This window comes from Flavobacterium zubiriense (genome assembly GCF_041729725.1).
Lineage (GTDB): Bacteria > Bacteroidota > Bacteroidia > Flavobacteriales > Flavobacteriaceae > Flavobacterium > Flavobacterium zubiriense.
The window spans coordinates 55,534-77,790 of the sequence record NZ_JBCFQL010000002.1; the positions used below are offsets into that span (position 1 = coordinate 55,534).

Annotated in this window: 19 protein-coding genes; 17 read left to right on the forward strand and 2 right to left on the reverse strand. The window is 34.2% G+C overall.

Annotated features, from left to right (window positions below; all coding sequences use genetic code 11):
- Nucleotides 1-143 precede the first annotated feature (143 nt).
- The 10 genes from trmD (at nt 144) to rlmF (ending at nt 11,879) form a co-directional block, all read left to right on the forward strand.
- Complete coding sequence (gene trmD / locus AAGV28_RS02235) at nt 144-824, forward strand: tRNA (guanosine(37)-N1)-methyltransferase TrmD (protein ID WP_373405395.1); 681 nt, start codon at nt 144-146, stop codon at nt 822-824.
- A gap of 183 nt (nt 825-1,007) precedes the next feature.
- Nucleotides 1,008-1,358, forward strand: coding sequence for a 50S ribosomal protein L19 (rplS, locus tag AAGV28_RS02240; protein ID WP_373390936.1), 351 nt, complete (start codon nt 1,008-1,010; stop codon nt 1,356-1,358).
- A gap of 272 nt (nt 1,359-1,630) precedes the next feature.
- Nucleotides 1,631-3,868 carry an NADP-dependent isocitrate dehydrogenase gene (locus AAGV28_RS02245; protein ID WP_373405201.1) on the forward strand — a complete coding sequence of 746 codons (2,238 nt, stop codon included), beginning with the start codon at nt 1,631-1,633 and terminating at the stop codon, nt 3,866-3,868.
- Nucleotides 3,869-4,147: 279 nt separating this feature from the next.
- A complete protein-coding gene (locus tag AAGV28_RS02250; protein ID WP_373405202.1) occupies nt 4,148-4,738 on the forward strand; it encodes a TetR/AcrR family transcriptional regulator in 591 nt (196 codons plus the stop codon).
- A gap of 11 nt (nt 4,739-4,749) precedes the next feature.
- Nucleotides 4,750-4,980: a hypothetical protein gene (locus AAGV28_RS02255; RefSeq protein WP_373405203.1), complete on the forward strand. Its 231-nt coding sequence runs from the start codon at nt 4,750-4,752 to the stop codon at nt 4,978-4,980.
- Between the two features lie 4 nt (nt 4,981-4,984).
- Entirely contained in the window at nt 4,985-6,256 is a 1,272-nt protein-coding gene (locus tag AAGV28_RS02260) for an MFS transporter (protein WP_373405204.1), read from the forward strand.
- Between the two features lie 106 nt (nt 6,257-6,362).
- The gene (locus AAGV28_RS02265; protein ID WP_373405205.1) at nt 6,363-8,744 is read left to right on the forward strand and encodes a TonB-dependent receptor; all 2,382 of its coding nucleotides are present in this window, start codon (nt 6,363-6,365) and stop codon (nt 8,742-8,744) included.
- Nucleotides 8,745-8,772: 28 nt separating this feature from the next.
- Nucleotides 8,773-9,591, forward strand: a complete 819-nt coding sequence (locus AAGV28_RS02270; protein WP_373405206.1) for a DUF4249 domain-containing protein — start codon at nt 8,773-8,775, stop codon at nt 9,589-9,591.
- Between the two features lie 271 nt (nt 9,592-9,862).
- Complete coding sequence (locus tag AAGV28_RS02275) at nt 9,863-10,525, forward strand: thiamine diphosphokinase (RefSeq protein WP_373405207.1); 663 nt, start codon at nt 9,863-9,865, stop codon at nt 10,523-10,525.
- Nucleotides 10,526-10,889: 364 nt separating this feature from the next.
- Entirely contained in the window at nt 10,890-11,879 is a 990-nt protein-coding gene (gene rlmF / locus AAGV28_RS02280) for a 23S rRNA (adenine(1618)-N(6))-methyltransferase RlmF (protein WP_373405208.1), read from the forward strand.
- 46 nt (nt 11,880-11,925) lie between these two features.
- Here the strand turns inward: rlmF and AAGV28_RS02285 are convergent, their stop codons facing one another.
- A complete protein-coding gene (locus AAGV28_RS02285; RefSeq protein ID WP_373405209.1) occupies nt 11,926-12,759 on the reverse strand; it encodes a hypothetical protein in 834 nt (277 codons plus the stop codon).
- 249 nt (nt 12,760-13,008) lie between these two features.
- Between AAGV28_RS02285 and AAGV28_RS02290 the strand changes: the two genes are divergently transcribed.
- The 4 genes from AAGV28_RS02290 to uvrB all read left to right on the forward strand — a co-directional run bounded on the left by AAGV28_RS02290 (nt 13,009) and on the right by uvrB (nt 18,946).
- Nucleotides 13,009-13,269 (forward strand): hypothetical protein, encoded by a 261-nt coding sequence (locus AAGV28_RS02290; RefSeq protein ID WP_373405210.1) that lies wholly within the window; start codon nt 13,009-13,011, stop codon nt 13,267-13,269.
- Nucleotides 13,253-13,999, forward strand: a complete 747-nt coding sequence (locus AAGV28_RS02295) for a hypothetical protein (RefSeq protein WP_373405211.1) — start codon at nt 13,253-13,255, stop codon at nt 13,997-13,999. Before AAGV28_RS02290 ends, AAGV28_RS02295 begins: the two co-directional genes overlap by 17 nt.
- Nucleotides 14,000-14,094: 95 nt before the next feature.
- On the forward strand, nt 14,095-16,611 hold the full coding sequence (locus AAGV28_RS02300; protein WP_373405212.1) for a glycoside hydrolase family 95 protein: 2,517 nt from the start codon (nt 14,095-14,097) through the stop codon (nt 16,609-16,611).
- Nucleotides 16,612-16,954: 343 nt separating this feature from the next.
- Nucleotides 16,955-18,946: an excinuclease ABC subunit UvrB gene (gene uvrB / locus AAGV28_RS02305; protein ID WP_373405213.1), complete on the forward strand. Its 1,992-nt coding sequence runs from the start codon at nt 16,955-16,957 to the stop codon at nt 18,944-18,946.
- Here uvrB and AAGV28_RS02310 read toward each other — a convergent pair.
- Nucleotides 18,943-19,347, reverse strand: coding sequence for an excinuclease ABC subunit B (locus AAGV28_RS02310; RefSeq protein WP_373405214.1), 405 nt, complete (start codon nt 19,345-19,347; stop codon nt 18,943-18,945). The two genes, uvrB and AAGV28_RS02310, sit on opposite strands and share 4 nt — an antisense overlap.
- A 321-nt stretch (nt 19,348-19,668) precedes the next feature.
- Here AAGV28_RS02310 and AAGV28_RS02315 point away from each other — a divergent pair, with 321 nt between their 5' ends.
- From AAGV28_RS02315 to AAGV28_RS02325, 3 genes are read left to right on the forward strand one after another with little or no spacing between them, the layout of a single operon-like run.
- Nucleotides 19,669-20,679 carry a dipeptide epimerase gene (locus AAGV28_RS02315; RefSeq protein WP_373405215.1) on the forward strand — a complete coding sequence of 337 codons (1,011 nt, stop codon included), beginning with the start codon at nt 19,669-19,671 and terminating at the stop codon, nt 20,677-20,679.
- Between the two features lie 6 nt (nt 20,680-20,685).
- Nucleotides 20,686-21,726 carry an aminotransferase class I/II-fold pyridoxal phosphate-dependent enzyme gene (locus AAGV28_RS02320; RefSeq protein WP_373405216.1) on the forward strand — a complete coding sequence of 347 codons (1,041 nt, stop codon included), beginning with the start codon at nt 20,686-20,688 and terminating at the stop codon, nt 21,724-21,726.
- A 39-nt stretch (nt 21,727-21,765) separates the two neighbouring features.
- The gene (locus AAGV28_RS02325; protein ID WP_373405217.1) at nt 21,766-22,233 is read left to right on the forward strand and encodes a DUF1456 family protein; all 468 of its coding nucleotides are present in this window, start codon (nt 21,766-21,768) and stop codon (nt 22,231-22,233) included.
- Nucleotides 22,234-22,257: the final 24 nt, after the last annotated feature.

Below are 22,257 nucleotides of genomic sequence, written 5' to 3' on the forward strand. Positions count from 1 at the left end.
GAATAGCAATGAGAAACTATTTGCGAAACCTTACAATTTCTTTGAATTCCGCTTCTCATTCGAAAATAAAATCAACGCAAAAGAATGTCTTCTAAAAACAGTTGCAAATTGTATCTTTGCAGCCTAACTATTGGAAGATTATCATGCGAATTGACATTATTACCGTTCTCCCAGAATTATTACGAAGCCCGTTTGAAGCTTCGATTATGAAACGCGCCATCGACAAAGGTTTAGTGGAAGTTCATTTTCATAATTTACGTGATTACACCACTAACCGACAAAAAAGTGTGGATGACTATCCTTATGGCGGCGGTGCTGGAATGGTAATGACGGTACAACCTATTGATGCTTGTATTACCCATTTAAAAAGCGAAAGAAGTTACGACGAAATCATTTATATGTCGCCTGACGGAGAAACTCTGAACCAAAAAATGGCCAATACCATGTCTATGTATGAAAACATAATTATTTTGTGTGGACATTATAAAGGGGTAGATCAAAGAGTACGTGATCATTTTATTACCAAAGAAATCTCGATTGGCGATTATGTATTAAGTGGAGGCGAATTAGGCGCTTTGGTTTTATCAGACGCATTAATCCGATTGATTCCCGGAGTTTTGAGCGACGAAACCTCAGCTTTAACTGATAGTTTTCAAGACGGATTATTATCAGGACCTATATATACAAGACCCGCCGATTATAAAGGATGGAAAGTTCCAGAAGTTTTAACCAGCGGAAATTTTGCAAAAATTGACAAATGGCGTGAAGACATGGCTTTCGAACACACTAAAAATAGAAGACCTGATTTATTGGAAGAAAGTTAAAAGTTATTAGGTTAAGAGTTATGTGTCTAACTGTTTAAATAACTCCTAATTTTTTAACGAAAATATTTCACAACTCATAACTGATAACTCATAACTTTTTTTTACTTTTGCAGCCACATTTAATCAACCTCTGGCGATACCCGTGAATGTTGATTCGATTTAAAACCATAATTAGCAATTAAAATGGCAAATTTAGTAGATTTCGTTAATAGCGAATTTGTTACAAGAAAAGATTTCCCTGAATTCGGAGCTGGAGACACAATTACAGTTTACTACGAAATTAAAGAGGGTGAAAAAACAAGAACTCAGTTCTTTAAAGGAGTTGTGATTCAAAGAAGAGGTACTGGTAGTACTGAAACTTTTACAATTCGTAAAATGTCTGGTGCAGTAGGTGTTGAGCGTATCTTCCCTGTTAACTTGCCAGCTTTACAAAAAATTGAAATCAATAAGAAAGGTGCTGTACGTAGAGCTAGAATTTTCTACTTCAGAGAACTTACTGGTAAGAAAGCAAAAATCAAAGACAAAAGAAGATAATTTATTGTCTCTTTATCATAAAAGTCCCGACAATGTTGGGACTTTTTTTTGCATTATATCTAAATCCAGAACAGCATCCTCAAAGAAACAGGCATTCTTCAAAAAAAATAACATTTTAAAGCCTTGTAGTTAGTTATCCCATAATTCGCTTATTTCTATAACAAACCGGACGGTATTTTAGTCTGATTTACATATCTTTGCACTGCTTTTTTCAAAGCAAAAAATACATTTCACATTCTTTTTTAAAGGATTACGATTATAAAATTAAAAAAATGACACAAAAATCAAAGATTGTTTACACATTAACTGACGAAGCACCTTTGTTAGCTACTTATTCGTTTTTACCTATTGTTGAGGCTTTTACTGCAACTGCAGGAATCGAAATTGAAACAGAAGATATTTCTGTTGCTGCTCGTATCCTTGCTAATTTCCCAGAGTTTTTAACTGAGGATCAAAAAGTAAAAGATTCATTGGCTGAATTAGGAAAACTAGCTACTGCTCCAGAAGCAAACATTATCAAATTACCAAACGTTTCTGCATCTGTTCCTCAATTAAAAGGAGCTATTGCTGAATTGCAAGCACACGGATACAAAGTTCCTGATTACCCAGAAGCTCCACAAAACGATGCTGAAGCAACAATCAAAACAAAATACGCTAAAATATTAGGTTCGGCTGTAAACCCTGTTTTACGTGAAGGAAACTCTGATCGTAGAGCTCCAAAAGCAGTGAAAAATTACGCAAAAGTAAACCCACATTCAATGGGAGCTTGGTCTGCTGATTCAAAAACAGCAGTTGCTTCTATGGAAAGCGGTGATTTTTACGGAAGTGAGCAATCACTTACTGTGGCTGAAGCTACTGATGTAAAAATTGAATTTATTGGACAAGACGGTACAGCTACTGTTCTTAAAGCAAGTACACCATTAAAAGCAGGTGAAATTATTGACAGTTCAGTAATGCACCTAAACGCTTTAAAATCTTTTGTTGCTAAAACAATCGCAGATGCTAAAGCACAAGGAGTTTTACTTTCTGTACACTTGAAAGCCACGATGATGAAGGTTTCTGACCCAATTATCTTTGGAGCTATTGTTGAAGTTTACTTCGCAGCTGTTTTCGAAAAATACGCTGCTTTATTTGCTGAATTAGGAGTAAACACTAAAAATGGTTTAGGTGATGTTTATGCAAAAATTGCAGGTCACCCACAACAAGCGGAAGTAGAAGCTGCCATTAATCAGGCAATTGAAAATGGTCCTGCTTTAGCCATGGTGAATTCTGATAAAGGAATTACTAACCTTCATGTCCCTTCAGATGTAATTGTTGATGCTTCTATGCCAGCCATGATTCGTACTTCTGGACAAATGTGGAACAAAGAAGGAAAACCACAAGATACTATCGCTATTATTCCAGACCGTTCTTACGCTGGTGTATATACTGCTACAATTGATTTCTGTAAAAAGAATGGTGCTTTCGACCCAACCACTATGGGATCTGTTCCAAACGTAGGTTTGATGGCGCAAAAAGCAGAAGAATACGGATCTCACGATAAAACTTTCCAAATGTCAGCTAACGGAGTAGTTCGTGTAGTAGATGTAAACGGAAACGTTTTAATGGAACAAGCTGTCGAAGCAAATGACATTTTCAGAATGTGTCAAGCGAAAGATGCTCCTATTCAGGACTGGGTAAAACTAGCGGTAAACAGAGCGCGTTTGTCTGATACTCCTGCGGTATTCTGGTTAGACGAAAACAGAGCACACGACAGACAATTAATCGAAAAAGTAAACTTATACTTGAAAGATTATGATACAGCTGGATTAGATATCCGTATCTTAAATCCAATTGCTGCTACTGAATTTACATGTGAAAGACTTATAAAAGGATTAGATACTATCTCAGTAACTGGAAACGTATTGCGTGACTACCTTACTGATTTATTCCCAATTTTAGAAGTAGGTACTTCTGCAAAAATGTTATCTATCGTTCCATTAATGAATGGTGGTGGATTATTCGAAACAGGTGCAGGTGGATCAGCTCCAAAACACGTAGAGCAGTTTACAGAAGAAGGCTATTTACGTTGGGATTCATTAGGAGAATTTTTAGCATTAGGTGCTTCATTAGAACATTTAGGACAAAGTTTGAACAATGAAAAAGCAATTGTTTTATCTGAAACTTTAGATCAGGCTAACGATGCTTTCTTGCAAAATGATAAATCTCCAGCTCGAAAAGTAGGTCAAATTGACAACCGTGGTTCTCACTTTTACTTAGCTTTATACTGGGCTCAGGCTTTAGCAGCTCAAACTAAAGATGCTGACTTGCAAGCTATTTTTGCTCCAATTGCAAAAGAACTGACTGAAAACGAAGCTAAAATTGATGCCGAATTAATTAGTGCTCAAGGAAAAGCGCAAGAAATTGGCGGTTACTACCAACCAAATCCAGCTTTAGTAAGCAAAGCAATGCGTCCAAGTGCAACTTTAAACGCAATTTTAGATAAAATAGCAGTATTAAAAACAGCTTAATTATTTTTATACAAATATTCAAAAGACAACTCGAAAGGGTTGTCTTTTTTTTTGCTCTTTAATTAAATTCAATCACCAAGCCAATTAGGAATTCATTTTTTTTGCAACACAGATTAGAGAAATTCGAATAATTTTATAAATTTCTCTAATCTGTGTTCCCTCATACCTATTGTAAACACCTTTAGTCACAAAAACAACTCAAAACATAAAATATTTTTTTTATAAATAAACGAACATTCACTTATAAATTATACTTTTGTCGCATAATTCAAAAAACAAATGAGAACTAGAGACAGTAATAAAGAAGAAATCGTCAAACAAAAAGCCATAGCATTACTTGTAGAAAAAGGAATCGAAGGTTTTAGCATGAATCGATTAGCCAAAGAAAGTAACATTTCAGTGGCGACTTTATACATTTATTACTCAGACAAAGACGATTTAATAAAGAAAATTGGAATCGAAATTGGAAAAAATTTCTTCGATGAAATGTCCAAAGATTTCTCTCCAACAATGCCTTTCAAAGAAGGATTATACAAACAGTGGGAGAACAGAATCCGTTTTGCTCAAAGCAAACCACTTGAAGTCAATTGCTGGGAACTGCTTACCCACTCCAGTTATGGCGAATACATTTTAGAAGAAAGTCTATTGGATTTCAAAATCATTATGGGCACCTTTTTTAGAAATGCAGTGGAAAAGAAAGAATTAATTCCGGTCTCAAAAGAAGTCTTTTGGAGCATGGCTTATGGCCCATTATACTCATTATTAGGTTTTGAAAGAGACGGAAAAAATTTTGGAGGAGGTCTTTTTAAACTCAACAAGAAAATAACTGATGAAACATTTGAATTAGTCATAAAAGCATTAACACCGTAAATTTCTAACTTATGGAAACTAATTTTGACAACCTCTTCATTTTTGGAACGAATCTCCAAACTGAAAAAGACAAACAAGTGATAAGCAAAGTATTGAACGTAAATCATGAAATCGAGCAATGGAATATTGATTTGGAAGATGTTGATTCGATATTACGAATAGAAAGCAAGACTTTAACAGCCGAATTAATCATCAAAATAATAACAGAACAGGATTTTAAATGTACTGAATTAAGCGAATAAGCAAATGAAAAACACAACAAAACAAGCAGTTCCTTTTACTTCCTATCAAAAGTTTGCTGTTTTTATATTAGCCATTACCCAATTTACCGTTATTTTGGATTTCATGGTCATGTCACCATTGGGTGATATTTTAATGAAAAGCATGCAACTAAAGCCGACTCATTTTGGTTTGGTAGTTTCAGCTTATGCGTTTAGTGCTGGAGTTTCAGGATTACTTACTGCTGGTTTTGCTGATAAATTTGATAGAAAAAAATTATTACTATTCTTTTATACTGGATTTATCTTAGGAACTATTCTTTGCGGATTGGTTAATTCTTATGCGTTTCTGGTAGCTGCCAGAATTTTTACTGGACTATTTGGAGGCGTTATTGGTTCCATTTCGATGGCCATTGTAACCGATTTATTTTCGATGCAACAGCGTGGTCGTGTAATGGGTTTTATCCAAATGGCTTTTGGCGCAAGCCAGATATTAGGAATTCCACTGGGACTTTATATTGCCACAGCCTGGGACTGGCATGCTCCCTTTTTATGGGTCGCAGCAATGGCAGCAATCATTGCTATTTTGATTGCATTGAAATTAAAACCGCTCACAGAACATCTTGCGATACCAAATAAAAATTCGGCTTTTCAACATCTAATTCATACCATTTCAAAACGAGAATACCGCATTGGGTTTGCGGCAACAGCAATTCTTTCCGTTGGAGGATTTATGCTAATGCCTTTCGGAAGTGCTTTTGCCATTAATAATTTAAAAATTACCGAACAACAACTTCCGCTTCTGTTTATGATTGCAGGGTTTTCTACATTAATTATTATGCCAATTATTGGAAAACTAAGCGATAAAATAGATAAATTCAAGATTTTTACTGTGGCTTCCATCTGGACAATTATAACCGTTGCGATTTACACTAATCTTGCTGAAACGCCTTTTTGGTTGGTTGCCATTGTCAATGTTTTGATGATGATGGGAGTAATGAGCCGAATGGTTCCTTCTACTGCCTTAGTGACTTCTATTCCTGCCAAAGAAGATCGAGGGGCGTTTATGAGTATCAATTCTTCTTTACAACAAATTTCTGGCGGAATTGCCGCTGCCTTTGCAGGAACAATTGTGGTTCAAAAAGATAATTTCAGTCCATTAGAACATTATAATACGTTGGGATTCATTATAATTGGAATATCGATTTTGTCAATATTCTTAGTTAGTCGGGTGAATCAACATTTGAAAAAGCATCCAGAACAAGATTCGGAACCTATTTTAAGCGTTTCTGAAATCTAAATGAAGGAATTAAAAGTTACAACACACAATATTAAACATAAATTAACAGTTGTGGACTTGGCTTTTCTATCTTAATAATAGACATTTGCAATTCAAATATCATAAAATGATTACAAAAAAACAAATTCTCCTTTTCGTTGTTCTGTTTATAGGTATATCCACTTTTGCGCAAGACAAATTTACTCTGAGCGGAATTATTACAGATGCTAAAAATAACGAAACCTTAATTGGCGTGAACCTCTACTTTCCTGATTTGAAAATTGGAACAACCACTAACGAATATGGTTTTTATTCGATTAGTGTTCCAAAAGGAAGTCAGAGTTTAAACATCAGTTATATTGGTTATCAAAACGTGCAAAAAACCGTTTCGTTGACCCAAAGTACTAAACTGAATATAGCACTTGATGAAAACGGCGAAATGCTAGACGAAGTTGTTATAAAAGACAATCAAGGTCGGGCGAATACGCGAACTCCCGAAATGAGTGTGAACAAACTTTCTATTGCTGCTATTAAAAAAATGCCTGTAGTTTTAGGAGAAGTAGATGTTATCAAATCAATTTTATTATTGCCAGGAGTTACAAATGCGGGCGAAGGCGCATCTGGTTTTAACGTTCGTGGTGGCGGTGCCGACCAGAATTTAATTCTTCTAGACGAAGCAACTATTTACAATTCTTCGCATGTTTTTGGATTTTTCTCTGTTTTTAATCCAGATGCTATCAAAGATTTAAAATTGTACAAGGGTGGAATTCCAGCTCGTTTTGGCGGAAGAGCGTCTTCAGTCTTAGATATTTATCAAAAAGACGGAAACAGTAAAGATTTCCACATGAATGGTGGAATTGGATTAATTTCCAGCCGTTTGCTTGCCGAAGGTCCAATTGTAAAAGACAGAGGTTCGTTTTTAATTGGTGGTAGAGCTTCTTATGCGCATTTATTTCTAAAATTATCCGAAGAGCAAAAAGACAACTCGGCTTATTTTTATGATTTGAATACCAAAATGAGCTATAAAATTAACGACAACAACAATATTTACTTATCGGGTTATTTTGGTCGTGACGTTTTTGCTATTAACGAAAGTTTCTCTAATACTTACGGAAACACCACTTTAAATTTACGTTGGAATCATTTATTTTCTGATAAATTATTTTCGAATCTTTCTGTAATCTATAGTGATTATTATTATGGATTGGAGTTGGATTTTGTAGGTTTCAATTGGGATTCCGGTATTAAAAACTACAATATCAAATATGATTTTAAACATTATATTTCTGATAATTTCAAATTAAATTATGGAGTAAATGCTCTTTATTACAATTTTAATCCGGGAACTATTAAACCATCTAACGATGAATCCAGTATCAATCCAGACCAATTGGATAGAAAATATGCTTTTGAGCCTTCGCTTTATATTGAAGCCGAAAACAGAATCACTAAAAAACTAAGTCTTGCTTATGGTTTGCGTTATAGTATGTTTTCTCGAATTGGAAATTCGACAGTTAATTTATACGAAAACGACAATCCTGTTACCTTCAATTCTGAATTTCAGATTTACGAAAAAGCAACTCCAATAGGCACTAAATTTTACGGTAAAAACAAAACTATCAAAAGTTACGACAACTTCGAACCGCGATTTTCAATTTCGTACCAACTCAAAGAAGATCAAGCAATCAAAGCGAGTTACAACCGCATGGTACAATATTTACAACTGGTTTCTAACACCGCCTCGCCTACTCCATTAGACATCTGGATGCCAAGTGACAATTACATAAAACCACAAATTGCTGATCAGGTAGCGATTGGTTACTTCAAAAATATTAGTAATGGCGATTATTCTATCGAAATAGAAAGTTATTACAAGAAAATCCAAAACCGCATGGATTATATTGATGGTGCCAATTTAATTGCCAATGAGGCTATCGAACAAGTTATCCTGAACGGGAGAATGCGTTCTTATGGTTTGGAATTCATGTTCAAGAAAAATGAAGGTCGTTTAAACGGTTGGGTTTCCTATACCTTATCTAAATCTGAACAGCAAACCCCGGGTCGAACTCCTGAAGAAATAGGAATTAATTATGGGAAATGGTACAATTCAGCTTATGACAAAACGCACAATATAGCCATAACTTCTGCTTATAATTTGAATGAAAAATGGGATTTTGGGGCTAATTTTTCCTTACAATCCGGACAGCCTGTGACCTTTCCAAATAGCAAATACCAATATGGAGATATTTTTGTGCCAAGCTATGGTTTACGCAACGCAAACCGTTTGCCTACTTACCACCACTTAGATATTTCAGCTACTTTAACGCCCTCTAAAAACAAAGGCAGAAACTGGCAAGGCGAATGGGTTTTTAGTATTTACAACTTATACAATCGTCAGAATGCTGCTTCCATTGCCTTTAGACAAAATACGGATACAGCTATGAATGAAGCGGTAAAAACATCCATTTTTGGAATTGTACCTGCGGTAAGTTATAATTTTAAATTCTAAATTTTCTTTCGAAAAAAAACATATCACAATGAAAAAAATACTATTCCCCTTTTTAATACTTTTTATCGGTTTGTTTAGCAGCTGCGAAGAAGTAATCGATTTAGAATTGGACAGCGCTGCTCCACGTTTAGTTATTGAAGCATCAATCGTCTGGATTAAAGGCAGTACAGGAAATGCTCAAAAAATAAAATTAAGCACCACCACGGGTTATTATGACACTGAAGTTCCTATTGTAACAGGAGCAACAGTTTTTATAACCAATAGCGAAAATACTGTTTTTGATTTTGAAGAAATTCCAAACACTGGCGAATATACTTGTACGACTTTCGAACCTGAAATTGGAAAAACTTATACACTAAATATTATTCATAATGGAGAAACTTATTCAGGAACGGAAATATTTCAATCCTTAGCTCCTATTACCCGAATTGAGCAAAACAACAATGGAGGTTTTACAGGAAAAGATATTGAAATAAAAGCTTTTTTTAATGATCCAGCAGACGCAGACAATTATTATTTGTATCGTTACGAATATTCAAATGAAGCTACGGTGAGTTATAATGTAGACGACGACCGATTTTCTCAAGGAAATGAAAATTCAAGTCGCTCTCAAAATGACGAATTAAAAGCAGGAGATTTAATCGAGTTAACACACTATGGTGTTTCTAAACAATATTACAATTACATGAATATTCTAATTGGTATTATTGGCAATTCTGGAGGTCCATTTCAAACGCCGCCTGCAACTATACGAGGAAATATTGTCAATACAACTAATCCTCAAAATTATCCGTTGGGATATTTTTATTTAGGCGAAACCGATATACGTCGTTATGAGATTGAATAGTAGATTTCAATTTAAAACCATTACTTCAATTGCCGTTGACTTTAGGAATTTAGATTTACAACTAAATTGGCTTTAGCCAAAATAGCCATAGAAATTTGACTAAAACCAAAGGCAATTTAATCCAATCAACTATTAGGTCTATAACATTCGAAATATTTTCATTTTACCGCAGATTACACTGATTCACTCAAATTAATCTGTGCTAATGTTTTAATCTGCGGTAAAAAAATTAGCTATATTTGCTAACTCAGAAACCTAAATCTACATTCCTTTGTCATCACATCACATTGTTCGAGACGATCAAGAACCGGCTTTAATCATTGCTAACGGTGCTGCCTGCAATCCTGAATTATTAGGACAATTGCTCGAATGGTCTCCACTGGTTATTGTGCTGGATTCTGCTATCGAACGTGTGATTGAATTGGGAATAAAAGTAGATGTTTTGTTAGGCGATTTCGACCGTGATTTTGATCCTGATTACTACAAAGAAAAACAATATCCGCTGGAAATTGTACATGCGCCCGACCAAGACAAAACTGATTTGGAAAAAGCGTTTGACTATTTGTTAGAAAGAAATATTCCTGCGGCAAATGTAGTTTGGGCAACAGGAAGAAGAGCCGATCATACCATTACTAATCTGACTAATATTGTTCGCTACCGCAATAAATTAAAAATCGTCATCTTAGACGATCATTCTAAGGTTTTTTTACTGCCTCGAAAATTCGAAAAATGGTACACTGCCAATACGCCTATTTCGTTAATTCCGATAGGTCATGTCAACGGAATTCATTCAGAAAACCTATTTTATCCTTTAAAAAATGACAGCCTGACTATTGGTTATCGCACTGGAAGCAGCAATCATGTGGCTCAAGATGGTTTGGTGGTTATTGAACACCAGGAAGGCGATTTATTGTTGATGGAATGCATGGATTAATTAATTTATAAAATAGTTTCTACTGAAAACATTAAGAACATTATTTTTTTCAAACCATTTAGGTATTTAAGAAAATTAAGATTTGTTGTGTTTTTAACTCGCTTCATGGTTTAAATGATTTATCTTTCACACAAACACTAGTTGAATCATAAAGAAACACTGATTAGAAAAATTTATAAAATTATTTTAATTTCTTAAATCTGTGTTCAAAATCCTTATCGACTATAAAGATGAATTCCCAAAATCATTACATTTTCTTAAAATTGCACTCCAAAATAACTACAATAAATTAATACCCAAATAACTAAGTATAAGCTAGAAACAAATTTGAAAATCGTACCTTTGCATCGAAATTAAAACCAAAATGTCTAAAGCAATTACTGAGAAAACCAACTTACATTCCAGGAACCCACATCGATTACGCTATGATTTTGACTTGCTAATCGGGAATTGTCCTGAATTAAAACCATTTGTTTTCATTAATGAACATCAAATAGACTCGAGCGATAGCGAACAGGCAAAGCAAAGTATCGATTTCAGTAATCCTCAAGCGGTAAAAGCCTTGAACAAGGCATTATTAATTAGCTATTACGACATTCAAAACTGGGATATTCCTCAAGATTACCTTTGCCCGCCTATTCCTGGCAGAGCCGATTACATCCATTACATTGCTGATTTATTAGCGGAAAGCAACAACGGAATTATCCCTACAGGAGATGAAGTAGAAGGACTTGACATTGGTGTTGGTGCCAATTGTATCTATCCGATTATTGGAAATGTGGTTTACAACTGGAGTTTTGTAGGTACTGACATTGACGAAAAAGCTTTAAACAATTGCAGTAAAATAATCGAAGCCAATCCTAAATTGATTGAAGCCATTAGTTTGCAACAACAATTAGAACCTCGATTTGTTTTTAAAAACATCATCACTCCCGAAGATAAATTTGCTTTCACGATTTGTAATCCTCCTTTCCATAAATCAGCTGAAGAAGCCAGCAAAGGCAGCTTGCGAAAAGTAAATAATTTAGAAAACAAAAAATCGACCAAAGCCGTTTTAAATTTTGGTGGTCAAAATAGCGAACTGTGGTGCGAAGGCGGCGAACTCGGTTTTATCACTCAAATGATTTACGAAAGCGCCCGCTACCCAATGCAATGCCTGTGGTTTACCAGTTTGGTTTCTAAACAATCGCATCTTGGCAGTCTTTATAAAACCTTAAATAAAGTCAACGCTGCCCAAATAAAAACCATCGATATGGCACAAGGACAAAAAACCAGCCGTATTCTTGCCTGGACTTTCCATACCGAAACCCAACAAAAAAATTGGAAATTCGAAGCAGTAAAACCTCTTTTTTAACTTTCTTATTAATGATAGATAAGTCTATAATACAAATAACAAACTACTAATCGAAAATATTTAATTCTTTACTAATCTTCAAAACAAACTCTGAAACACATTGAATCATCTTTTGTATAGCTTTCTCATCAGTGATTACACTTTTACCATCTTTAGTTTTACCATTTCTATGGACTAAATCATGTCGCATCATAACATATTCATAAACTTCTCCTATATCTGGGAAGTTAATTTTAAATGTAGAGATGAACATTATTTTCACAGAAGGTAAATTATGATAAATAGTATCAAGCATTACTTCCTTAGCAGTCTGCTTAATTTTATCTTGTTCATTAAAAATATCACGTAATTCAAATTTTCTTTTTCTAAATTCGGGATGATTTTCAACAAATCTCTGAAAATTAGCTGAATCATTCATTGTCAAATTTATAAAAACTTCAGAAAGAAATGTCTCCATTGTTCCAATAATTCCAATACAAATTTGACGATGTAAAACATTTGTAAGATTGACAGATTCTATCGTTAATTTACTAAGTTCTTTTAGATTATCAATTTCAGAATTAAATTTTTCTAAGTGTCTATCATTTTTAGAAATAGATTCATATTCTCTTTGATAATAATCACCAAATTCTAATTCATATGGCTGAATATACACTATAAAACCATATTCTAAACGATCAATCTTTGATAGAATTTCTTTCGGTGAATCTTTATCAAATTCAATTCTATAAGTTTGAATTAACCCATTTTTACTTGTATCTATATAAAATTTATAATCTAAAAACAATAATTCTTCATATGTAATCCCCAACACATCAGCTATAAATGGATTTTTATCTGCTTCTCTAAAATCTATATCCAAATTACTATAATATCCCATTCGCTTTTTGTTAATTAAAAAATATCTCAAATATAAAAAATCACATCCAATAATTTTTTACACATACAGAAGATTAAAATATTAAACCAGAGAGCGCAGAATTGTATTCTGGTCTGATAGTGTGAAAATTCTTTCCGTGCCTAAAAAGATTGTCTTGTTAATATAACACCTTTCCCTCTTTGACAAAACTCCAACATTGTAACCTAAAGAAAAAGCCTTATATTTGTTATTGAACTAAAATGCCCAATTATGCAACGAGAAAAACAGACTAAAAAAATTGTATTTCGATCTAATGCTAAAGAAGTATCTAATTTAATATTAGCAGGCAAACAGGCAGCAATAAATGCAATTAGAGAAAATAGAGCCTTAGGCTTAGCATTCACTTACACAAAAGGAAATAAAGTAGTTCGCGAAAACGCTAATGGAGAAATCGAAAACTTAGATAGAAAACCTTTACGCTCTTCGCTAAAAATAAAAAAAGGAACTATTTTGTATGTCAAATCAAAGTAGAATTAGACTTTTTGCTGGACCCAATGGCTCTGGTAAGACATCTTTGTATTACAAAATAAGTAAAACCTACAATTCGGGTATTTTCATAAATGCCGATGAAATAGAAAAAGCACTCCTAACAAAAGGACTAATCGATTTATCTGATTTTGGACTAAAAGTAACAGAAGAAGATTTAGAAAAATTCATACTATTAAGTGATAGCCAATCCTTATTAACAAAAGCTAAACAAGGAAACTACATTATAGATATCACTGTAGCTGAAAATTTTATTGTCAATAAACCTAAGGAAACAAATAGTTATGAAGCGGCTTTTGCTGCATCATTCATCCGACATCTACTTTTAAAAGAAAATAAATCATTCTCATACGAAACCGTAATGAGTGACGATTCTAAACTTCGGGAATTAGAAATAGCAAAAAAATCAGGTTTCAAAACCTACCTTTATTTTATCTGCACTGATGATTATCAAAAAAATATTGACCGTGTACAATTAAGAGTTGCAAAAGGAGGTCACAATGTTGATAGTGATAAAATTCAAAAAAGATATTTTAAAACATTAGAAAATCTCTCGGATGCAATAAAAATAGTTGACCGAGCTTTTTTATTTGATAATTCAGGTAAAAAGATGGATTTATTAGCCGAAATATACCAAGGTCAGGCATTTAAATTTCACACCACAGATTTGCCTTTATGGTTTGAAGAATATGTTTACAATAAATTTGATTTCTAAAACTCCCCCATAACTTGCTTTAAAGTTGTAGGTTTTAGTTATTTTTAGCAACTCAAGATAAAAATCCTAAATCTATTAAAAACCAAACCTTTTTTATGCCCATTTTTTACAAAACAAAACCAAATCAGCTGAAAATTGTTTCTTTTATAGCTGTTCAAATGCTATTTACTTCTTTTTGTGAAGCCCAAAGCAATTCAAATACACAAGACCTGAAATTATGGTATGACAAACCTTCGGAAAAATGGGTTGAAGCATTGCCTGTAGGAAATGGAAAAATTGGAGCAATGGTATTTGGTGGCGTTGAAGAAGAACTGTTGCAACTGAACGAAAGTACTTTATGGAGCGGTGGTCCTGTAAAAACCAACGTCAACCCAGAATCAAAAAACTACTTGCCAAAAATTAGGGAAGCCTTACTAAAAGAGGAAGGTTATACGAAAGCCAACTTACTCACCAAAAAAATGCAAGGTTTGTATTCGCAATCCTATTTGCCTTTAGGCGATATTCTTATCAAACAGGATTTCAATAATACAAAACCTACGGCTTACTATCGTGATTTGGATATTCAAAATGCAATTGCAACCACAAAATTCACGATTAATGGTGTTGAATATACTCGGGAAATTTTCACTTCAGCACCCGACAATGTACTATTGGTTCGAATTTCGGCAAGCAAAAAAGGAGCACTTACTTTTGGTATTTCAGCCAAAAGTCAATTAAAATACAACACATCAACTAAAGAAAATAATGAACTTATTATTAGTGGAAAAGCTCCTGCAAATGTAAATCCGTCCTATTATAATCCAGAAGGCAAAGAACCAATTATCTACGATGATCCTAATGGATGTGATGGTATGCGTTACCAATATCGTATCAAAGCGGTTAACAAAGATGGAAGTGTTGCAACAACTAATTCGGGAATTGAAATTAAAAATGCCAGCGAAGTGGTACTTTACATTTCGGCAGCTACTAGTTTTAACGGATTTGATAAATGTCCAGATAAGGATGGAAAAGATGAAAATAAGATTGCATCCGATATAATCAATAAAGCGGTAAAAAAAACATACGCTCAATTATACAAAAAACATCTTGCTGATTTTAGACACTATTTTGACCGAGTTTCTTTTGCTGTAAAAGATACCATAAACAATCCGACTAAAACAAAATTACCTTCTAACGAACGACTGAAAGCCTATTCTAATGGTGCTTATGATCCTGAAATAGAAACTTTATATTTTCAGTACGGAAGATATTTGCTAATTTCTTCTTCGCGTCCAGGTGGACCTCCAGCTAATTTACAGGGAATTTGGAACAAAGAACTTCGTGCGCCATGGAGTTCCAATTACACCATTAACATTAATACCCAAATGAATTATTGGCCAGCTGAAGTAACAAATCTTTCTGAAATGCACCAGCCGCTTTTAGATTGGATTCAAAGCCTGGCTAAAACTGGAAAAATTACCGCACGCGAATTTTATAATGCCAATGGCTGGGTAGCACACCACAATTCGGATCTTTGGGCATTGAGTAATCCTGTGGGCGATAAAGGCGAGGGTGATCCTGTTTGGGCAAACTGGTGGATGGGTGGAAACTGGCTCACACAACATCTTTATGAGCATTACCGTTTTACAGGAGATAAAAAATTCTTGGCTGAAAAAGCCTATCCAGTGATGAAAGAGGCAGCTCTATTTTCATTAGACTGGTTAGTCGAAGACAAAAACGGCTATTTGGTTACCGCACCTTCTACTTCTCCTGAAAATAAATTCAAAGACAGTAAAGGCAAAGAACAATCAGTTTCGGTTGCTACCACGATGGATATGTCGATTATTAGAAATTTATTTAATAATTTGATTGAAGCATCAGAAATATTAGATACCGACAAAGCTTTTCGAGACCGTTTAATTGCAAAACGAGCTAAACTGTATCCTTTACAAATTGGCAAAAACGGAACATTGATGGAATGGTACAAAGATTTTGAAGAAACGGATATTCATCACCGTCATGCCTCTCACCTATTTGGTTTGCATCCCGGAAGAGAAATCACTCCTTTGACCACTGACTTTTTTAATGCTGCCAAAAAATCTCTTGAAGTTCGCGGAGACGAAGGAACAGGATGGAGCAAAGGATGGAAAATTAACTGGTGGGCAAGATTACAGGATGGCGATCATGCTTATTCGTTGATCAGACAATTACTCAATTATGTTGATCCTTCTAAGAAAAATAATGGTGCTGGAGGAACGTATCCTAACTTTTTTGATGCACATCCGCCCTTCCAAATTGACGGAAACTTTGCTGGTACGGCTGGTATGGCGGAAATGCTTTTACAAAGTCAAGCCAATTACATTCAATTATTACCAGCCTTACCAAAAGTATGGAGTGAAGGTCAGGTAAAAGGTCTAATTGCACGAGGCGGATTTGAAATAGACATGAATTGGAGTAACCAAAAGTTGAACGATGCATCTATAAAATCATTAAATGGTGCCGAATGTATCTTGGTTACAAATGTTCCTGTAACAATCAAAAACACGAATGTTGTTTCACAAAAAACGGACAATGGTTACCAAACTTCATTTAAAACATCCAAAGGTAAAACCTATCAAATAGTCAAATTGTAACCGAAACATTCAGCGTTTTAAAACTTTACACAGTCGTTTTATTTTTTAATAAAGCGACTGTGTTTTTTTATTCGCTATTAAACTACTATCTACTTAAAGTCCATAAATTTGATTTGATAGACTAAAAGTCTGCAAGGTTGAAAAAAAAAAAAAAAAATCCACCGCAAATTCGCAAATTTAGAGACTTCGAAAATAAAAAATAATTTGCGAATTTGCGGTCAATATTTTTAAAACCTGAAAATAAAACGCATTAAAACACAGCAATTCTTTAGCTTTTCCTTTAGATTGAATTGGTGATAAACTTTGTAACTTTGCAACTTCCAACTTTGCAATAGAAAAACAAATGAATTTCCAAGTCGTATCTGATTACCAACCTAAAGGAGACCAGCCTCAAGCTATTGAAAAATTAACGCAAGGCATTATTGATGGTGATAAATTCCAAACACTGTTAGGAGTTACGGGTTCGGGAAAAACATTTACGGTGGCTAATGTCATTCAGGAAGTGCAAAGACCTACATTGGTTTTGGCTCACAACAAAACTCTGGCAGCGCAATTGTATTCGGAGTTCAAACAGTTTTTCCCAAACAATGCAGTGGAATATTTCGTTTCTTATTACGATTATTACCAGCCTGAAGCTTTTATGCCTGTTACAGGAGTTTTCATCGAAAAAGATTTATCCATCAACGAAGAGCTGGAAAAGATGCGTTTGAGCACTACTTCTTCCCTACTTTCAGGACGAAGAGACATTCTGGTGGTGGCTTCCGTTTCTTGTTTGTACGGTATTGGAAATCCAGTGGAATTTCAAAAAAATGTTATTGAAATACAACGAGAACAAGAAATCTCCAGAACCAAATTACTTCATAGTTTAGTACAAAGTTTATATTCCAGAACCGAAGCCGATTTTACTCCTGGAAATTTCAGAATTAAAGGCGACACGGTGGAAATTTACCCAAGCTATGCCGATGATGCGTATAGAATCCACTTTTTTGGTGACGAAATCGAAGAGATTGAAAGCTTTGATGTAAAAACGTCTCAAGTCATTGAAAGATTTGAAAAACTGACTATTTATCCAGCTAATATGTTTGTGACTTCGCCAGATGTACTGCAAGGTGCTATTTGGGAAATCCAACAAGATTTGGTCAAGCAAGTCGATTATTTTAAAGAAATAGGCAAACATCTGGAAGCCAAAAGACTGGAAGAAAGAACCAATTTCGACTTAGAAATGATTCGGGAATTGGGTTATTGTTCTGGTATCGAAAATTATTCTCGTTACCTAGATGGTAGACAAGCTGGAACAAGACCGTTTTGTTTGTTGGATTATTTTCCAAAAGATTATTTGATGGTGGTTGACGAAAGTCACGTAACACTTTCTCAGGTTCACGCCATGTACGGTGGTGACAGAAGCCGAAAAGAAAATTTGGTGGAATACGGTTTTAGACTTCCCGCAGCAATGGACAATCGTCCGTTGAAATTTGACGAATTTGAAGCCATGCAAAACCAAGTCATTTATGTGTCAGCAACACCTGCTGATTACGAATTGCAAAAAACCGAAGGTGTTGTCGTGGAACAAGTGATTCGTCCAACGGGGTTATTAGATCCTATTATCGAAATTCGTCCAAGTTTGAATCAAATTGATGATTTAATTGAAGAAATTCAGCAACGTTGTGAGTTAGACGAACGTGTTTTGGTCACTACCTTAACCAAAAGAATGGCCGAAGAATTAGCGAAATATTTAACTAAAGTGAATATTCGTTGCCGTTACATTCATTCTGATGTGGATACTTTGGAACGCATCGAAATTATGCAGGATTTACGAAAAGGAATTTTTGATGTCTTAATTGGAGTAAACTTATTGCGTGAAGGATTGGATTTACCTGAAGTTTCACTTGTAGCAATTTTAGATGCAGATAAAGAAGGATTCCTGCGTTCGCATCGTTCATTGACACAAACAATTGGTCGTGCGGCGAGAAACTTAAATGGAAAAGCGATTATGTATGCCGACAAAATTACGGCAAGCATGCAAAAAACTATTGATGAAACCAATTATCGCCGAACAAAACAGATCAATTATAATACGGCTAATAATATTGTTCCACAGGCATTGAATAAGAAAATCGACAGTGCTTTTACCAAAAATCCTTTGGTAGAATACGAACTGGGTCATACTTTGAATACTGCCGCAGAACCAGTAAACGAATATTTATCGAAAGATGAAATTGACAAACGCATTCGGGAAAAGCGTAAATCAATGGAAAAAGCCGCAAAAGAACTCGACTTTATGCAGGCTGCAAAATTGCGTGATGAAATTAAAAAACTACAAGAACAACTCGCTTAGTAATCCGATTCTTCATTGAAAATATCCCATAAAACGTCATCAGAAATCACTGTATTAGGTGCGTTTTTCACCTTTTTCAATAAATATCTAATAGCATCTGTATCCAATCCCATACTAATTGCGATATGAACAATTAAGTCTGGATCTTGCTTGTATAAAATACCATCATTTTGAAAAAAGACAACCAACTGATAAAATTGTTTGATTCGACTTAATTTCCTATTATCAGGTAGTACTGGCAGTTCTTGACTTAATAAATCAATAAATCCTCCTTTTTCATAATTCAATTCATTGGCTATTAGAAATAAAAAATCATAGCCTTTTTTACTTAATTGACCATCTACAGTCGCATAGGCAATCATCTCTAGAAGCAATTTCTTTTTTTCTTCACAAGTATCCATATCATAAATAATTTTAGCTAAATTATCATTTTTTATGATAATAACCCAAAGAAAAAGGTGCAATTAAACAATTTAATTGAAAAATCACATTTTTTTTCTATCTTAAAATAGTCTGAAAAGAGAAAAAATGATAAAAAATTAACTTTTTGATTTATGAATACTTAGAATAAAAATATTCATTTTAAAGAAAACACTTTTATGGCTACACTTTTTTATTATATATTTAAAATGAGATAAGAAAAATCAGAAAATCAAAATTCTTCATCTGCATCAAAAAATATTCATTTTTATAGCTTAATTTTATCATAAAAGTCAACTATTATGGAATTGATTATTAGAGAATACGAGCTAAAACTGAGGCACACTTTTACAATATCCAGAGAGTCAATTGATACCCAACCTTCTTTAATAGTACAATTAAAAAGTGGTGGATTCTCTGGATATGGCGAAGCAACTTCAAATCCTTATTACAACATAAGTGTTCCAACGATGAAACAGGATTTAGAAGCAATACAAACGCTTATAGAATCAACAGAAGGGGAAACTCCCGAAGATTTCTGGGCAAAAGTCTATCCTTATTTAAAACATGATATGTTTGCCCTTTGTGCGCTGGATATGGCTTACACCGATTTATATGCTCGACAAAAAGGCAAAAAACTACACGAACTTTGGGAGTATAACATTGAAAGAAACCCTTTGACTAATTACACCATCGGAATTGATTCTATCGATAAAATGGTCGCTAAAATGAAAGAATTACCATGGCCGATTTATAAAATAAAATTAGGTACCAGCGATGATATTGCCATTGTAAAAGCATTAAGAGAACATACCGATGCTATTTTTAGAATTGATGCTAATTGCGGTTGGGAAATAGAGGAAACACTAAATAATGCTGTGGAACTAAAAAAACTAGGTGTCGAATTTCTGGAACAACCACTAAAAGCGGACGACTGGAAAGGACATGAAGTTGTTTTCAAACATTCGGTTTTACCTATTATTGCTGACGAAAGCTGCATTATTGAACAAGATATTTCCAAATGTTACAATCATTTTCATGGCGTGAATATCAAATTGGTAAAATGTGGAGGCTTAACTCCTGCCCGAAGAATGATTGAACAAGCTAAAAAACTAGGATTAAAAACCATGGTGGGTTGCATGACGGAATCATCTGTTGGAATTTCCGCAATTGCGCATTTATTACCACAACTGGATTATGTTGATATGGACGGTGCCTTGCTTCTTTCAGAAGATATTGCGAGCGGAGTACAAATACAAAATGGAAAAATTGGCTATTCTGCATTGAATGGAACTGGAGTTGTTTTAAAATAATAATTGATGAAAGTAACTGAATTCCCGGATCGGGTTTTAAAAATCGATGGAGAAAAATACCTATATTTTGGCGGAACAGCCTATTTAGGCTTACCGCCAAATAAAAAATTCCAAAAAATACTCTTTAAAAATATTGCTCGCTGGGGAACGGCTTATGGCAGTTCCAGAAATGCCAATATCAAACTAACCGCTTACGAGAAAGGAGAAACTTTCCTGGCTAAATTTATCCAATCCGAATCCGCACTTACTGTATCTTCCGGAATGTTAGCTGGTAAATTAGTTCTTGAAACATTACAATCAGAAACAACGGTTTTTTATCATTTTCCAGACACGCATGTTGCCATTAATTATCCAGATAGTATTCCGTTTCTTATAAATGAGGAATTAAATCCTCGATTATTGGATAACAAACTCGAAAAAATCACCATCTTAAGTGATGCTGTTACTTCCAATGCTGTTACAGCAGCCGATTTTTCTGTTTTGGAACAAATTCCAAATCATAAAGAAATTACATTGGTTATCGATGAATCGCATTCACTTGGAATTTTAGGTACAAATGGTAGCGGAATTTTTTCGACAATAACTCAGCCTAATATTAAACGAAAAATCATGGTTTCTTCTTTAGGAAAAGCTATGGGTTTATCAGGAGGAGTAATTGCCAGCGATACTGATTTCATTACTAAAATTAAGGCAAATGATATTTTTGTTTCGAGTGCTGGAATGAATCCCGCTTTTGTACAAACTTTAGCCGATGCTGAGAAAATTTACTGGAAACAAAATAAAAAACTGAAAGAAAACTTGAGTTACATTGATTCGAAATTACTTCCAAATACAAACATTCTGTTTGACAAAAACTACCCCGTTATTTACCCTAAAATCGAAAATATCAATACTATTTTAGCGTCGAATAAAATTATTATAACCAATTTCAAGTACACTTCAGAAACAGATTATTTGAATCGCATTATCATTACAGCCAATCATAAAAAGAAAGATTTAGACAAAATAATTAAAATCCTTAATCAATACCAAAACGAAAATGATTAGCTAATGCTAGAATAACGTACATTTGTAAAAAATACAAAAATGACAAACAACGATATCTTTAAAAAATTACGCGTGGCCTTGATGCTTCGTGATGACCAAATAGTAGAAATATTGGAATTAGTTGATTTCAGAATTTCAAAATCAGAATTAGGTGCTTTTTTCCGTGATGAAAAACACCCTAATTATGTAGAATGTGGAGATCAGGTTTTACGCAATTTCTTGAATGCTTTGGTTATTCATTTGCGTGGAACTAAAGAAAATCCAAAAAATCCAAATGATGTTTTAGCAAAACACAAAGCGGAAATTCCAAAAAAAGACGGTTCTAAAGAACGTACTGAATTTAAAGCTAGTGCAAAAGATGAAGAAAAAGGAAGAGGAGATCAAAAACCTTCAAAATCGGGTACTGCTGCTAAAAAACCTTTTAAGAAAAGTAATTCCAAAACAGCTCCTAAAGTTCAAGTTGTAGAAAAAGTGAAATTCAACAACGGAAAAGGAAAAAAATCTTAAGTTTAAAAGTTTTATTTCTTTTAC

Excerpts from the sequence above, each read along its gene's own strand:
- AAGV28_RS02265 (WP_373405205.1), top strand. The coding sequence starts at position 6,363 with ATGATTACAAAAAAACAAATTCTCCTTTTCGTTGTTCTGTTTATAGGT.
- AAGV28_RS02285 (WP_373405209.1), bottom strand. The coding sequence starts at position 12,759 with ATGGGATATTATAGTAATTTGGATATAGATTTTAGAGAAGCAGATAAA.
- uvrB (WP_373405213.1), top strand. The coding sequence starts at position 16,955 with ATGAATTTCCAAGTCGTATCTGATTACCAACCTAAAGGAGACCAGCCT.
- rlmF (WP_373405208.1), top strand. The coding sequence starts at position 10,890 with ATGTCTAAAGCAATTACTGAGAAAACCAACTTACATTCCAGGAACCCA.
- AAGV28_RS02310 (WP_373405214.1), bottom strand. The coding sequence starts at position 19,347 with ATGGATACTTGTGAAGAAAAAAAGAAATTGCTTCTAGAGATGATTGCC.
- AAGV28_RS02295 (WP_373405211.1), top strand. The coding sequence starts at position 13,253 with ATGTCAAATCAAAGTAGAATTAGACTTTTTGCTGGACCCAATGGCTCT.
- AAGV28_RS02250 (WP_373405202.1), top strand. The coding sequence starts at position 4,148 with ATGAGAACTAGAGACAGTAATAAAGAAGAAATCGTCAAACAAAAAGCC.
- AAGV28_RS02315 (WP_373405215.1), top strand. The coding sequence starts at position 19,669 with ATGGAATTGATTATTAGAGAATACGAGCTAAAACTGAGGCACACTTTT.
- trmD (WP_373405395.1), top strand. The coding sequence starts at position 144 with ATGCGAATTGACATTATTACCGTTCTCCCAGAATTATTACGAAGCCCG.
- rplS (WP_373390936.1), top strand. The coding sequence starts at position 1,008 with ATGGCAAATTTAGTAGATTTCGTTAATAGCGAATTTGTTACAAGAAAA.
- AAGV28_RS02255 (WP_373405203.1), top strand. The coding sequence starts at position 4,750 with ATGGAAACTAATTTTGACAACCTCTTCATTTTTGGAACGAATCTCCAA.
- AAGV28_RS02270 (WP_373405206.1), top strand. The coding sequence starts at position 8,773 with ATGAAAAAAATACTATTCCCCTTTTTAATACTTTTTATCGGTTTGTTT.
- AAGV28_RS02325 (WP_373405217.1), top strand. The coding sequence starts at position 21,766 with ATGACAAACAACGATATCTTTAAAAAATTACGCGTGGCCTTGATGCTT.
- AAGV28_RS02245 (WP_373405201.1), top strand. The coding sequence starts at position 1,631 with ATGACACAAAAATCAAAGATTGTTTACACATTAACTGACGAAGCACCT.
- AAGV28_RS02320 (WP_373405216.1), top strand. The coding sequence starts at position 20,686 with ATGAAAGTAACTGAATTCCCGGATCGGGTTTTAAAAATCGATGGAGAA.
- AAGV28_RS02300 (WP_373405212.1), top strand. The coding sequence starts at position 14,095 with ATGCCCATTTTTTACAAAACAAAACCAAATCAGCTGAAAATTGTTTCT.
- AAGV28_RS02290 (WP_373405210.1), top strand. The coding sequence starts at position 13,009 with ATGCAACGAGAAAAACAGACTAAAAAAATTGTATTTCGATCTAATGCT.
- AAGV28_RS02260 (WP_373405204.1), top strand. The coding sequence starts at position 4,985 with ATGAAAAACACAACAAAACAAGCAGTTCCTTTTACTTCCTATCAAAAG.